Origin of the sequence: Sphingopyxis sp. FD7 (assembly GCF_003609835.1) — a bacterium.
In the GTDB taxonomy this organism is placed as follows: domain Bacteria; phylum Pseudomonadota; class Alphaproteobacteria; order Sphingomonadales; family Sphingomonadaceae; genus Sphingopyxis.
The window spans coordinates 1272442-1286974 of sequence record NZ_AP017898.1 but is presented as its reverse complement, the minus strand read 5'-3'; the positions used below and the strand labels follow the sequence as shown (position 1 = coordinate 1286974).

Here is a 14533-nt window from a genome sequence, read left to right as displayed (position 1 = left end):
TCATGCGGGAAGGGTGACATCCTCCGACGGGCGCAGCGCGTCCTTTTCGGGCTGAAGCAGTTCGAGGGCGAACATTGTCGCGGCCTGGCGGATCGCCGCGCGGTCGGCCCCCTCGAACTGGATGCGCTGGGTGAAATAATCATCCGGGTCTTGCCCGCGCAGCGCGCGCGCGAAGACGACGAGACCGACCGGCTTTTTCTCGGTACCGCCGCCGGGACCGGCGATGCCCGTGATCGCGACCGCGACGTCGGCGTCGCTGTTCGCCAGCGCTCCCGCGGCCATCGCCCAGGCGGTCGCCAGCGACACTTCACCGAAGGTTTCGAGTATCTCGCCGCTGACGTCGAGCTGCCGTTTCTTGGCGTCGGCCGAATAGGTCACGAAACCGGCGGTAAAAACGTCGGAACATCCGGCGATGTCGGTCAGCGCCGCGGCCACCATGCCGCCGGTGCAGCTTTCGGCGACCGCGATCTTGCGCCCGGCCGCGCGGTTTTGCGCGAGCACGCTCGCGGCGAGATCATCACGCGCGGAAAGGCGCGATTCGGCATCGGGCAGCACGGGTCAAATCTCCGGAAGTTGGATGGTCGCAACGGCCTGGGCCGAGACGCCCTCGCGACGGCCGGTAAAACCGAGCCGCTCGGTCGTTGTCGCCTTCACACTAACGCGCCCGACCGGAATCGCAAGGATTTCGGCAATGCGGTTGCGGATGGCGACGCGGTGCGGGCCGATCCTTGGCGCTTCGGCGATGATCGTGAGATCGAGGTGGCCGATCCGCCCGCCCTTTGCCGCAACGCGCTCGCCGGCAAAGGAGAGGAAGCGGTGCGACGCGGCGCCGCGCCATTGCGGGTCGCTCGGCGGGAAATGATCGCCAATGTCGCCGTCGCCCAGCGCGCCGAGGATCGCGTCGGTCAGCGCATGAAGCGCGACGTCGGCATCGCTATGCCCTTCAAGCCCATGACTATGCTCGATTTCTATCCCGCCGATCCACAGCGGCTTGCCCGCGACGAGACGGTGAACGTCATAGCCCATCCCGACGGCGGTTCGCATCATGTCGCTTGTCCCCAGCAGCCCACGCAGGATGGCCATATCCCCGGCATATGTGAGTTTGTGGAGACGCGCATCGCCTTCCACCATCGCCACCGTGACGCCAAGGCTGCGGACGAGCTGCGCATCGTCACTCGCGGCCGCGCCAGCGGCTTCGGCGTGCGCGCGGCGCAAGGTGCCGAGCCGAAAGGCCTGCGGCGTCTGGACACGCGCCAGCCGGTCGCGCGCGACGACATCGCCCGCCCCGCCGTCCGCCGCCTCGACCAGCGTATCGGGGACCGGCAGTACCGGGATCGCCGCTTCGGCCTGATCCAGCGCCGCAAGCAGCCGGTCGACGACGGCGGCATCGACGCCGGGGCGCGCGGCGTCATGGACGAGCACCGGCGTCTCGTCCTCCCAATCTGACAGCGCGGCCAGCGCATTGGCCACCGATTGTTGCCGCTCGGCGCCGGGTTCGGCGGAAATCCAGCCTTCGGGCAAGGGTTGCGCGGCCGCCATGACGTCATGATTTGCGACCAGCACGCCGCCCGAGAGGAAGGGATGCGACGCCAAAGCGTCGAGACTCCAGCGCAGCACCGGCCTGCCGCCAAGCATTTCGAGCTGCTTGGGCCGCGCAAAGCCTGCGCGCACCCCGCGGCCGCCTGCAAGGAGGATCGCGGCGACGCGGCGGGGCGGCGGGGCAGGGGACTCGGACATGATGCGCGCCGGTTAGCGCAGCCGCGCCTTGCGGGAAAGCGGCATAGCGTGTAGGGGCTGCTCAAATTTTAGGCAATGCAAACGAAAGCATCCCCCATGGCGCCGCTGCGGCCCATCCAGATCGGCAACATCACCATCGCGGATCCCGTGATCCTCGCGCCGATGACGGGCGTGACCGACCTGCCGTTCCGCAAGCTGGTGCGTTCCTATGGTTCGGGGCTCAACGTCACCGAAATGATCGCCAGCCAGGCGGCGATCCGCGAAACGCGCCAGTCGATCCAGAAGGCGGCCTGGGATCCGGTCGAGGAGCCGGTGTCGATGCAGCTTGTCGGCTGCACCCCCTATGAAATGGGCGAGGCGGCCAAGCTCAACGAAGATCGCGGCGCGGCGATCATCGACATCAACATGGGCTGCCCGGTGCGCAAGGTCACTAATGGCGACGCGGGATCGGCGCTGATGCGCGATTTGAAGCTCGCCGCCGCGCTGATCGAATCCTGCGTCAAGGCCGTGTCGGTGCCGGTGACGGTGAAGATGCGCATGGGCTGGTGCCACGACAGCCTCAATGCCCCCGAACTCGCGCATATCGCCGAGGATCTGGGCGCGAAGCTCGTCACCGTTCACGGCCGCACGCGCAACCAGATGTACCGCGGCGAGGCCGACTGGGCCTTTGTGCGCAAGGTCAAGGATGCGGTGTCGATCCCGGTGATCGTCAACGGCGACATCTGCTCGGCCGACGATGCGCGCACCGCGCTGGCGCAGAGCGGCGCCGATGGCGTGATGATCGGCCGCGGCGCCTATGGCCGCCCCTGGCTGCTCGGACAGGTGATGGCGGCGCTGCGCGGCGAGGGCGAGCGTCCTGATCCGGGTCTCGACGAACAATATCACGTCATTACATCGCATTACCGGGCGATGATCGACCATTATGGCGAAACCACCGGGGTCAATATGGCGCGCAAGCATCTTGGCTGGTACGTCAAGGGCCTGCCGGGCTCGGCCGAGTTCCGCAACAAGGTCAACCAGATCCCCGACAGCAAGAGCGTCCTCGACGCGCTCGAGGCCTTTTATGGCCCGCATCTGACGCGGGCGGCGGCGTGACCGCGCCCACTTCGAGCATCCCGAGCTTTGACCATCACGAGCTGATCCAGTCGCATCCCGTGCCGACGTTGCTGATCGACAGCGGCGGTGTCGTGCTCTTCGTCAATGCCGCCGCCGAGCAGCTCTGCAATGTCAGCCGGACGGCGATGGTCGGGCGCGTCATCTATGACGTCATCCAGATGGACCGCAGCTATCGCCAGCGGATGAACGATGCCGCGATGTCGGCGCTCTTCGCGCACCGGGCCGAAATTACCCTCGGCGGACGCAAATCGGTCTTCGTCGACATGCAGATGGTGCCCTATGGCCAGGGCGGCCACCGCATCTTGGCGCTCGTGCCCTCGCAAAGCGATACCGAACTGATGGGCGGAGCGATCGGGCGGTCGAGCCGCGCGGCAGGCGCGGCGGCGTCGATGCTCGCGCACGAGATCAAGAATCCGCTCGCCGGCATCAAGGGCGCGGCGCAGCTGCTCGCGCGCAAGACCGACAGCGGAGGCGAGCGTTTCACGACGCTGATCTGCGCCGAGGTCGACCGCATCGCGACGCTGATCGACCAGATGGAGCATTTTTCGCGGGGACAGCCGATCCTGTGCGAACCGATCAACCTGTATCAGCCGATCCATCAGGCGATGGAAACCGCGCGTGCGCGCCAGTTTCCGGGCGTTCGCTTCGCGGAGGATTTCGACCCGTCGCTGCCGCTCGTCCACGGCAACCATGACGCCATGGTGCAGATATTGCTCAACCTCGTGACCAACGGCTGCGAAGCGCTGGCGGGGCGCGACGATGGCGTGGTGCGGATCGCAACCGCCTATCGTCACGGCCTGTCGATCGACAATGGCGACGGGCGTGGGCGCATCGCGCTGCCGATCGAGCTCAGCGTCAGCGACAATGGTCCCGGCGTCCCCGCGGACATTCGCGGCGATTTGTTCGACCCGTTCGTGACGACGAAGCGCGAGGGCAGGGGCCTTGGCCTGGCGCTCGTCGCCAAGCTCGCGCGCGACATGGGCGGGACGGTGCAGCATATGCGCGATGGCGACTGGACGCGCTTTCGCGTCCACCTGCCCGTCGCGCAAGCAAAGGGACGGGGATGAGCGACGGCAAGACGATCCTGCTGGTCGAGGATGATCCGGCGATCGCGATGATCATCCGCGAAACGCTTGATGGCGAATGCGGCCTTCTCGCGTCGGTCGGCAGCATCGCCGAACGCAACGCCTGGCTCGCGGGCCATCGCCCCGACCTCATCATCACCGACGTCGTGCTGCCCGACGGCGACGGCATCGACTCGCTCGCGCATGCCGCGGTCGACCCCGCGACGCCGGTGATCGTGCTGTCGGCGCAGAACACGCTCGATACCGCGGTGCGCGCGACGGGTATCGGCAGCTATGATTATCTGCCCAAGCCCTTCGACCTTGACGAACTGACCGCCAGCGTTCGCGCCGCTTTGCAACGGCGCGCCGAGCCGACGGCGAGCGACGCCAACCCGCCCGCCGACAGCCACGGCCTCGTCGGCCGCGCCCCCGCGATGCAGGCGGTCTACCGGACGATCGCGCGGCTCGCGACCAACGACCTCGCGGTGCTGATCCTCGGCGAATCGGGGACGGGCAAGGAAGTCGTCGCGCGCGCGATCCACGCCACCGGGCTGCGCCGCGCGGGGCCGTTCGTCGCGATCAACATGGCCGCCATTCCGCGCGAATTGATCGAGGCCGAGCTGTTCGGCCACGAAAAAGGCGCCTTCACCGGCGCGCACAGCCGCAGCGCGGGGCGTTTTGAACAGGCCGCAGGCGGCACCCTGTTCCTCGACGAGATTGGCGACATGCCCCTGGAGGCGCAGACGCGGCTGCTGCGCGTGCTTCAGAGCAATGAGTATTCGACCGTCGGTGGCAGCCAGCCGCTGCGCGCCGACGTCCGCGTCATCGCCGCGACGCATCGTGACATGCGCGCGCTCGTCGCCGACGGCCGCTTTCGCGAGGATCTGTTCTACCGGCTCAACGTCATCCCCGTGACCCTGCCGCCGCTGCGCGACCGCCGCAGCGACATCGCCGCACTCGTGCGCCATTTTGTCGAGGTCGGGCGCGGATCGGGGTTGCCCGACCGTCAGTTCGCGCCCGAAGCGATGCAATGGCTCGAACGTCACGACTGGCCGGGGAACGTCCGCGAGCTCGGCAATGTGGTGCAGCGGCTCGCGGTGCTGTCGCGCGACACCGTCGTCACTGCGCGCGAGGTCGAGATGGTGCTGCGCGACAATGGCGAAAGCGGCGGCCTGGTCGATCCCGCGGCGCGGATCGCACGCGCGATCGACGATTGGGCGCGGGAAAAAATGGCCAGCCCTGATGCGGAAAGCGACATCCACGGGCAACTCGAGGCCATCGTCGAGACTGCGCTGTTCCGCCGCGTGATGCGCGATGCGCAGGGTAACCAGCTCGAAGCCGCGCGGCGGCTCGGCATCAACCGCAATACGCTGCGCAAACGACTGGCCCAACTGGAAATCAATCCATTGCGTCCCTGAGCGCCGCCAGGCCCGCGTCAAATGGCATCGGCGGCGCGATTGTGTGTTCTCTATGCAACAGGAATGTCGTATTGCAGCAACAATGACGTTGGCCGCTGCCCCGACTTTCGACATGGATTCGGACGGCCAGGACGTGCGCGCGGGTATCTGGCGTTTCGGCGTCCCCGAATATTATGCGCTTGCCGCGATGGTGAGCATTGCGATTGCCACCTATATTTTCGTGACCGGCGATGCGCAAAGCGAACGGCTGCTGACGCCCGCGCTCGTCGCCGCGATCATGGTCGCCAATCTGGTTCCGGCGATGGCGCTGATCGTGCTGATCGGCAGCCGCGTCGCGCGCGCCCGCGCGGTGCGGTCGATGGCGGGCGGCAATGGGCGCCTGCACGTCCGGCTCGTGGCGCTTTTCTCCCTGATCGCGGCAGTTCCGACCCTGCTCGTCGTTATCTTCGCGTCGCTGCTCTTCCAGTTCGGCGTTGATTTCTGGTTTTCGGACCGGTCGCGCGGGATGTTCGAGAATGCGGCGAATCTCGCTGAGGGCTATTATCAGGAAAATCAGCGCCAGGTTGGCGCAAACACGTTCGCCATGGCTACCGACCTGGGCACGCGACTTCGGCAGTATCCGATCGATGCACCGGGCTTCAACGACTATTATCTGCAGCAGGTGGTTGTCCGCAGCCTCAACGAATCGGCGATTATCGAGATCGGACGTGACGGCCTCGCACGAACGGCAACGGCAATCAATCCAGACGACCGGACCGCAGAAAACCGGCTGAGTTCAACGATGATCGCGCGTCTCGATGCGGGCGAAGATGTCGTGGTGGTGCGCCAGGCCAACCGGATCGAGGCGGCGGCGCGGCTTCCCGGTACCGATCGCGCCTATGTCTATGCGTCGCGCGATACGAATGTGCCCGGCTTTCAGCAATCGGCGCGAGCGAGCGCAGTGCTCGCCGATTACAACCAGCTCTTCGATCGCTCGCAGATGCTTCAGCTGCAGTTCAACGGCGCCCTCTATCTGGGGTCGCTGCTGCTGCTCGCGCTCGCGGTGATCGCCGCGATCGTCGTCGCCGACCGCATCGTGCGGCCGCTGGGAACGCTGATCGGCGCGACGCGCACCGCCGCGGGCGGCGATCTGTCGGTTCGCGTGACCCCGCCCGCGCGCGACGATGAAATCTCGGTCCTGACACGCGCCTTCAACCGCATGACCGAGCAACTGGAAGGGCAGACGCGCGCGCTCGTTCACGCCAATGAGCAACTCGAAACGCGGCGCAGCTTTATCGAGGCGGTGCTGAGCGGCGTATCGTCGGCGGTTGTGTCGGTCGATGCCGACCGCCGAATCCTGCTTGCCAACGCCGCGGCGGAAAGGCTGATCGACCGTCCGGCCGACGAGCTCACGGGACTTCTGCTGGACGACGTCGCGCCCGAATTGTCGCAACTGCTGACCGGGAAAGAGCGCGAGGCGATCGTCCAGCTGGCGCGCAAGGATAGCGAACCGGCGACGCTCGCGGCCAAGGCGGTGGCGCAAGGTGACGGTTTTGTCCTCAGTTTCGAGGATATTACGCAGCAATTGCTCGACCAGCGCCGCGCCGCCTGGTCGGACGTTGCGCGCCGCATCGCGCACGAGATCAAGAACCCGCTCACCCCCATCCAGCTCGCCGCCGAGCGATTGCAGCGCCGCTTCGGCGACCGTGTCGAGGCCGATGCGCCGACCTTTCGCAAGCTCACCGACACGGTGATCCGCCAGGTTCACGACATGCGCCGCATGGTCGACGAGTTTTCCAGCTTCGCACGGATGCCCAAGCCGACCTTCGGGGTTGAGGATGTGCGCGACATTCTGCGCCAGGCGGTGTTTCTGTTCGAGGTGGCGAAACCCGACATTGCCTTTACGGTCAAGACGCCCGCCGAGATCGACCCGCTGGTGTGCGACCGCCGCCTGCTGTCGCAAGCGATAACGAACATTGTCAAAAATGCCGTCGAAGCAATTGAAGAAAAGCGTAAAGATTCCGACGAAGTCGCGGCCGGAACCATTGGGGTCGAACTGGAAACCGGCGCGCACGACGCGGTCGTCATCCGCATCACCGACGACGGCATCGGGTTGCCCGAAGCGCGCGAGGCGATCGCCGAGCCCTATATGACGACGCGGCAGGGCGGGACCGGGCTCGGCCTCGCGATCGTCAAGAAGATCGTCGAACAACATTATGGCGAACTGGAGTTTTCGGACAATCCAATGGGACAAGGCACGCGCGTCACCCTGACGCTGCATCCCGACCGGCTGCGGCCGCTGGCGGGGCAGGGCGACGAAAATATGCTTGGTCGGCGTGAGACCGTTCCGGGACGCATCCGCAACCGACAGGATAAAGAAGACCATGGCGCTTGATATTCTGATCGTCGACGACGAACGCGACATCTGCGACCTCGTGGCCGGGGTCATGGAGGATGAAGGTTATGAGGCGCGCACCGCCGCCGACAGCGACTCGGCGCTGGAAGCCATCCGCCAGCGGCGCCCCTCGCTGGCGCTGATCGACGTCTGGCTTCAGGGTTCGCGCCTCGACGGGCTCGGGCTGGTCGAAGCGATCAAGGCGTTCGACCCGACGCTGCCGATCATCGTGATTTCGGGGCACGGCGGGCTCGACACCGCGGTCGCCGCGATCCGCCGCGGCGCGTTCGATTTCATCGAAAAGCCGTTTGAAGCCTCGCGCCTGCTCCACCTCGTCGCGCGCGCTACCGAAAATGAGCGGTTGAAGTTCGAATATGAGCAGCTCCGTGAAAAGGCCGGACCGGCGGAGGAGCTGACCGGCAACAGCGCCGCGATCAATAATGTCCGCGCAACGCTGAAGCGCGTCGCCGGAACGGGAAGCCGCGTCCTCATCACCGGCGCGCCCGGCGTCGGCAAGGAAGTCGCCGCGCGCGTCCTTCACGGTTGGAGCGGGCGCCACAATGCACCCTTCCGGGTGATTTCGTCGGCGCGCATGGACCCGGAGACGGTCGAGCTGGAGCTTTTCGGCGCCGAGGCCGACGACGGCTCGATCCGCGTCGGCCTGCTCGAGCAGGCGCACGGCGGCACATTGTTTCTCGACGAGGTTGCCGACATGCCGCTCACGACGCAGGGAAAGATACTGCGCGTGCTGACCGACCAGAGCTTCACGCGGGTCGGCGGGCGGACGATGATCCGCGTCGATGTGCGGATCATTTCGGGCTCGGCGCGCGACCTGACCGTCGAGATCGCCGAGGGACGCTTTCGCGAGGATCTTTATTATCGGCTCAACGTCGTGCCGGTGCATATCCCGTCGCTGCGCGAACGGCGCGACGACATCGCCAGCCTGTGCGATCATTTCGTGCGACGCTATGCCGCCGACCGCCGCGTGCCGCCGCCCGAGATCAGCGCCGAGGCGATGGCCGCGTTGCAGGCGCATGACTGGCCCGGCAATGTACGCGAGCTGCGCAATGTAGTGGAACGGGTGATGATATTGGCGCCGAGCGACCGGCTGGCGCGCATCGACGCCGACATGCTGCCCGCCGAACTGGTTCGCGGCGGAACGGACATTCTGCCCAATTCGGAGTCGATCACCGCCATTCCGCTCAAGGAAGCGCGCGAAAATTTCGAGCGCGAATATCTGCGGATTCAGATCAACCGCTTTTCGGGCAACATCTCGCGCACCGCGAGCTTCATCGGGATGGAGCGTTCGGCGCTGCACCGCAAACTGAAACTTTTGGGGCTTACCGAAAGTTCAGACAATGAAAGCCCGGCTTAGCGCTGGACGATGCGGACGCTTTGCCGCATATTGCGAGCAAGAAGAAGGTCTTGAATGCCGGAAAACCGGCGCCGTACCCGCGGTTTCACCGCCAAGAACAGGAGGCAAATGTGTCCGATAAAAATCAGAATCTTCAGGATATTTTCCTCAACGCTCTCCGCAAGAGCAAAACCCCCGTCACGATGTTTCTGGTGAAGGGCGTCAAGCTTCAGGGCATCATCACCTGGTTCGACAATTTCTCGCTGCTGCTCCGCCGCGACGGCCAGTCGCAGCTGGTGTACAAACATGCGATTTCGACCGTGATGCCTTCGCATGATTTCGACCTGTCGCTGCTCGGCGGCAGTCTGCGCGATGCGCCGCCCAGCAAGGGCAAGGCGTTGCAGGACGTGTTCCTCAACGCGGTTCGCCGATCGGACGAATCGGTGACAATGTTCCTCGTCAACGGCGTGATGTTGCAGGGGGATATCGTTGCGTTCGATCTGTTCTGCATGTTGCTCGAGCGCGAACGGCAGGTGCAGCTCGTTTACAAGCACGCGATTTCGACGGTCCAGCCGAACGGTCCGATCAACCTGACCGATAATGATGACGAAGCGGACGACAGCTGATCGACCCGATAGCCAATAGCGAAGACGAGTTTACGCGCGGCGCCGCCGCGATGATTATCGTGCCCGAATGGCATAGCCAGCGCCTTGCCCGCGACCTCGACGCGCGCGCCGAGGAGGCGAAGGGCCTTGCGCTGGCGATCGGGCTCGACGTCGTGGCGGTCCATATGCTGCGGTTGCGCCAGACGCGCGCCGCGACGCTGCTCGGCGTCGGCCAGATCGAAGCGATCGAGCCCGACATCGCGGCAAAAGGCATTCAACTGGTTGTGGTCGATGCCGCCCTGACGGCGATCCAGCAACGCAACCTTGAAACCGCCTTCGGCACCAAGGTGATCGACCGCACGGGCCTGATCCTGGAAATCTTTGGCGAGCGTGCGGCGACGGCCGAAGGACGGTTGCAGGTCGAGCTCGCGCATCTCGACTATCAGGCGGGACGGCTCGTGCGTAGCTGGACGCACCTCGAGCGGCAGCGCGGCGGCTTCGGCTTTCTGGGCGGCCCCGGCGAAACGCAGATCGAGGCCGACCGCCGGATGATCCGGGGACGGATGGCGCGTATTCGTCGCAGCCTGGAGGACGCGCGCCGCACACGCCAGCTCCAGCGTTCCAAGCGTCAGCGCGCGCCATGGCCGGTGATCGCGCTCGTTGGCTATACCAATGCCGGAAAATCGACTTTCTTCAACCGCTTGACGGGAAGTGACGTCATGGCGGAAGATATGCTTTTCGCGACGCTCGACCCCACGATGCGCGAAATCCGCCTGCCCGGTATCGACAAGGCGATCCTGTCCGACACGGTCGGCTTTGTGTCGGACCTGCCGACCGAGCTGGTCGCGGCGTTCCGCGCGACGCTGGAGGAGGTCACGACCGCTGACCTGATCGTCCATGTCCGCGACATCGTGCATCCCGACACCGAGGCGCAGTACGACGATGTGCGCGCGATTCTGGACTCGCTGGGCGTCAATGGGCCGCAAGACGAGGAGAGCGACGGGGCTGCCAGCGCCATTCCGCAAATCGAGATATGGAACAAGATCGACACGGCCGACGCCGATCGCCGCGCCTCTATGGAAGCGATGGCCGCGCGGCGCAGCGACGTAGCGATCATATCGGCGGTGACGGGCGAGGGGGTTGACGCCGCGCGCTTGCTTATGGCGTCGCAATTGACCGCACGGCACCAGGTTCAGCAAATCTACCTCGGCTATGAACAGGGCGACGCGATGGCATGGCTGCACGCGCGCGGCGAAGTGGTTGCCGATGAACCCAGGGGAGAGGGGCATGTGCTGACGGTCCGGCTCGATCCGGCCGACCGCGCCCGTTTTGACCGGCTATGGCCGCCTACCGAGCCTCCGACGCCTTGACCGCCTGCCAATGCGCTTCTTGCGCGTCGAGCGACAGGCCGGTCAGAGTGCCGCCTGCGCGGTCTTCCATCGCGGCAAAACGGCGCGCGAATTTCCGATTGGCGTCGCGGAGCGCGCTTTCGGCGTCGACGCCCAGCTTGCGGGCGTAGTTGACGACGGCGAATAACAGGTCGCCGATCTCTTCGTGGCGCGCGGCGGGATCTTTCGCCTCGGCGACCTCGGCTAGCTCCTCGGCGATCTTGTCGCGCGGACCATTGCTGTCGGGCCAATCGAAACCGACGCGCGCGGCCCGGCCCTGAAGCTTCTGGGCGCGCAGCAGCGCGGGCAGGGAAAGCGCGATGCCCGCCAGCGCGCCTTGAGGGCCGTTTTCGGACCGTTCATCGGCCTTGATCGCCTCCCATTGCCGCCGCACATCGCCGGTCGCGGCACCGCCGAAGATGTGCGGATGGCGCCGCTCCATCTTGTCGCTGATCGCATTGGCGACATCGTCGAAATCGAACAAGCCGTCATCGGCCGCAATCTGGGCGTGAAAAACCACCTGAAGCAGCAGATCGCCCAGCTCGTCGCAGATCGCCGCGGGATCGCCGCCGACAATGGCGTCGGCAACCTCATAGGCCTCTTCGATCGTATAGGGCGCGATCGTCGCAAAGCTTTGCGCCAGATCCCATTCGCAGCCGCCGTCGGGGTTGCGAAGTTGCCGCATGATGGCGAGGAGCCGGTCGATGGGGGCCGGGGACGCAGTGTTTGTCATGGGTATCGCATCGCTTCTGCTGGAACAGGCGCGCCAGCGCCAGGCGGCCATAGGGAAGGCGCCGCGATCCGGACCGCAACCGGGTGCTGATGACAGCGCCGCGCCCGACATAGCGCAACGGCCCGCCATCTCAAGCAATTTGGCGGAGAAATGACGCGCTGCTCAGCCCGCGTGGGCGGTGATCTGTCCCGAGCACGCCCGCTCGGCAAGCGCTACCGCGGCGCCTACCAGAATGAGGGTCGGCGCCGAGCCCGCGAGCGATTGCGTCGCAAGGCCGAGCAGGTCGAGCCGCGTCGCCAGTCGCTGTTCGTCGGGCAGGCTCGCGTTGCAGGCGATAAGCACCGGCATGTCGCCCCGCATTCCGGCCGCCATCAAACCCTTGGCAATGGCCCCCGCCGCTTCGCGACCCATGTAGAAAGCAAGCGTCGACCCATCCCGCGCCAAAGAGTCCCAGTCGAGATCGAGCGCAGCGCCGCGGCGGCTGTGTGCCGTGACGAAGCGGATGTCACGCGCGACGCCGCGCAGCGAGAGCGACATGCCGGCCGACGCCGCAACGGCGCTGGCTGTCGTGATTCCGGGGCAGACGCGCACCCGCAAGCCGGCCCGTTCGATCGCGGCGATTTCCTCGGTCGCGCGACCGAAGAACATCGGATCGCCACCCTTCAGTCGGACCACGCGCTTGCCCGCGCGCGCAGCGCTCACCAGCAGGGCGTCGATCGTGCCCTGATCCTTTGAGTGTCGACCCGACCGCTTGCCGACGCTGGCACGCTCGGCACGATCAGGAATCAAGGCCAGAATGCCCATGCCGACCAAGGCATCATAAAAGACAATATCGGCGCGCTCGATCAGCCGCACCGCCTTCATCGTGAGCAGTTCGGGGTCGCCGGGACCGGCGCCGACGAGCCACACCGATCCGGCCGGAAAATCGTCAGGCTGCATTGCTTTTCTCCTCGGTCAGGATTCGTGCGAGAGCGGGGCGGCACGAACCGCAGTTGGTGCCTGCGCCGAGCGCGCCGCCGATGGCCGCGAGGTCGGCGAGCTTCTGGTCGCGGATGGCGGCGATGATGCTTTTCATTCCAATGCCGAAGCAGACGCAGATGATCGGCCCGTTGTCGGCCTGCGTTCCGGGTGCGCGTCCCGCTAGCAGCGTCGGCGCGACGTCGGCGGCGACGAGCTGGGCGATGAGCCAGTCGCGTCCGGGCAACTCGCCCTTTTCCGTCACGAAGAGCGCGCCCGCGAGGCGACCGTTCGCGATCACCGCGATGCGTTTCGTGCCCCGTCCGGCGTCCTGCGCCTCGATGCGCTCGCCCTTCGGAAGCAGCGCCTCGATTCTTTTGAGATCGCCGTTGCCGGCGACTTCCCACAGCACCCCCGACGGCACGGCGATGCGCGTCGCCCACAGGCAGCGTGGCGCCTCCGGCAGATCGCGGGCAAGGATCAGGAATCCGCGCCACCGGGGGTTGACCGGGGCGATCGACGCCGGCGTGCGCTTGAAGCCCGGCTGGCCCGACACCGGATCGACGAGCGGGCGGGGGAGAAGGCCGGTGCGCCCGCCGTTCGATGTGCGGTCGGTCCAGTGGATCGGCACGAACAGTTCGCCGACGCGTTGGCCGCTATGGAAAGCGACGCGGTACAGACTCTCGCCTTGCGGGGTTTCGACGCGTGCAAGCCCCCCGTCGGCGAGGCCCAGACCCATGCCGTCGTCGGGATGAACCTCGACGAGCGGCTCCGCGCGGTGGCGCGCCAGCTTCGGGGCAAGGCCGGTGCGCGTCATCGTATGCCACTGGTCGCGATAGCGGCCCGTGTTGAGCGTCAGCGGCCATCGGGCGAGCGGTTCGGGAAGGGGCTTTTGCGTAACGGGAACAAGGCGCGCGCGGCCGTCATCGGTCGAGAAACGGCCGTCGGCAAAGACATGGTCGCCGCCCCAGCGAAAAGGCTCCATTGCGTCATAGGCGGCGTTACCGCCGAGCGCGGCGCCGGGCAACGCGAAGAGGCGCGCGCCATCATTGTCGTAACTCGAGAGGCGGCAATGCTCACGCCAGATGTCGGCGGGGCGGTCAAAGGCGAAGGCGTTTTTCCATCCCATTCGCCGCGCGACCTCCTTGATGATCCACCAGTCGGGCATCGCTTCGCCGGGGAGCGGAAAGAGCGCGCGCTGGCGGCTGATCGTCCGGTCCGAATTGGTGACCGTGCCGTCCTTTTCGCCCCAGGCGGCGGCGGGCAGGCGGACATGCGCGAAGGCGCCGGTATCGGTTTTTTCGATGACGTCGCTGACGACGACGAAGGGGCAGGCGGCCAGCGCTTCGCGCACCCGGTTCGCGTCGGGCATCGACACCGCCGGGTTGGTCGCCATCACCCACAGCGCCTTGATGCGGCCTTCGCCGATCGCGCGGAACATGTCGACGGCTTTCAGGCCCGGCTTTTCGGCTATCGTCGGCGCGGCCCAGAAGCGCCGGACGCGTGCGCGGTTTTCGGGCGCGAAATCCATGTGCGCGGCGAGCGTCGAGGCAAGCCCGCCGACCTCGCGCCCGCCCATCGCATTGGGCTGGCCGGTGATCGAAAAGGGGGCGGCGCCCGGCTTGCCGATCCGGCCTGTCGCAAGATGGAGGTTGAGGATCGCATTGACCTGGTCGGTTCCGCTCGTCGACTGGTTGATCCCCTGGCTGAACAGGGTGACGGTGCGCGGCGTCGCCGCGAACAGATCGTAGAAATGCCTGAGAGTCTGATTCAAAATTATCGCGATA

11 protein-coding genes and 1 pseudogene are annotated in these 14533 nt (G+C 66.1%); 7 read left to right on the top strand and 5 right to left on the bottom strand.

Annotated elements, in window-relative coordinates:
- Together SPYCA_RS05980 and SPYCA_RS05975 are read right to left on the bottom strand one after the other, a co-directional pair.
- The gene (locus SPYCA_RS05980) at positions 1-555 is read right to left on the bottom strand and encodes a CinA family protein (RefSeq protein ID WP_232003549.1); all 555 of its coding nucleotides are present in this window, start codon (positions 553-555) and stop codon (positions 1-3) included.
- 3 nt (positions 556-558) lie between these two features.
- Positions 559-1737 (bottom strand): bifunctional 2-C-methyl-D-erythritol 4-phosphate cytidylyltransferase/2-C-methyl-D-erythritol 2,4-cyclodiphosphate synthase, encoded by a 1179-nt coding sequence (locus SPYCA_RS05975; RefSeq protein WP_120219340.1) that lies wholly within the window; start codon positions 1735-1737, stop codon positions 559-561.
- 96 nt (positions 1738-1833) lie between these two features.
- On the opposite strand from SPYCA_RS05975, the gene dusB reads away from it, so the two are divergent.
- From dusB to hflX, 7 genes are all read left to right on the top strand, one after another.
- A complete protein-coding gene (gene dusB, locus SPYCA_RS05970; protein ID WP_120219339.1) occupies positions 1834-2832 on the top strand; it encodes a tRNA dihydrouridine synthase DusB in 999 nt (332 codons plus the stop codon).
- Positions 2829-3920, top strand: a complete 1092-nt coding sequence (locus tag SPYCA_RS05965) for a two-component system sensor histidine kinase NtrB (RefSeq protein WP_120219338.1) — start codon at positions 2829-2831, stop codon at positions 3918-3920. The genes dusB and SPYCA_RS05965 overlap by 4 nt, the downstream gene beginning before the upstream one ends.
- Positions 3917-5335 (top strand): sigma-54-dependent transcriptional regulator, encoded by a 1419-nt coding sequence (locus tag SPYCA_RS05960; RefSeq protein ID WP_120219337.1) that lies wholly within the window; start codon positions 3917-3919, stop codon positions 5333-5335. Before SPYCA_RS05965 ends, SPYCA_RS05960 begins: the two co-directional genes overlap by 4 nt.
- Before the next feature lie 82 nt (positions 5336-5417).
- Positions 5418-7709 carry a sensor histidine kinase gene (locus SPYCA_RS05955; protein ID WP_232003547.1) on the top strand — a complete coding sequence of 764 codons (2292 nt, stop codon included), beginning with the start codon at positions 5418-5420 and terminating at the stop codon, positions 7707-7709.
- Positions 7699-9084 (top strand): nitrogen assimilation response regulator NtrX, encoded by a 1386-nt coding sequence (gene ntrX / locus SPYCA_RS05950; protein ID WP_120219335.1) that lies wholly within the window; start codon positions 7699-7701, stop codon positions 9082-9084. Before SPYCA_RS05955 ends, ntrX begins: the two co-directional genes overlap by 11 nt.
- A gap of 110 nt (positions 9085-9194) precedes the next feature.
- Positions 9195-9689, top strand: a complete 495-nt coding sequence (gene hfq / locus SPYCA_RS05945; protein ID WP_232003545.1) for an RNA chaperone Hfq — start codon at positions 9195-9197, stop codon at positions 9687-9689.
- A gap of 50 nt (positions 9690-9739) precedes the next feature.
- On the top strand, positions 9740-11038 hold the full coding sequence (gene hflX, locus SPYCA_RS05940; protein ID WP_120219334.1) for a GTPase HflX: 1299 nt from the start codon (positions 9740-9742) through the stop codon (positions 11036-11038).
- On the opposite strand, the gene mazG is transcribed toward hflX, so the two are convergent.
- The 3 genes and pseudogenes from mazG to SPYCA_RS05925 form a co-directional block, all read right to left on the bottom strand.
- On the bottom strand, positions 11016-11789 hold the full coding sequence (gene mazG / locus SPYCA_RS05935) for a nucleoside triphosphate pyrophosphohydrolase (RefSeq protein ID WP_120222175.1): 774 nt from the start codon (positions 11787-11789) through the stop codon (positions 11016-11018). The genes hflX and mazG overlap by 23 nt on opposite strands.
- 162 nt (positions 11790-11951) lie before the next feature.
- Positions 11952-12728: a uroporphyrinogen-III C-methyltransferase gene (gene cobA, locus SPYCA_RS05930; protein WP_120219333.1), complete on the bottom strand. Its 777-nt coding sequence runs from the start codon at positions 12726-12728 to the stop codon at positions 11952-11954.
- Positions 12718-14508 (bottom strand): annotated as a pseudogene (locus tag SPYCA_RS05925) (molybdopterin-dependent oxidoreductase); the annotation flags it as partial. The gene cobA and the pseudogene SPYCA_RS05925, both read right to left, overlap by 11 nt.
- Positions 14509-14533: the final 25 nt, after the last annotated feature.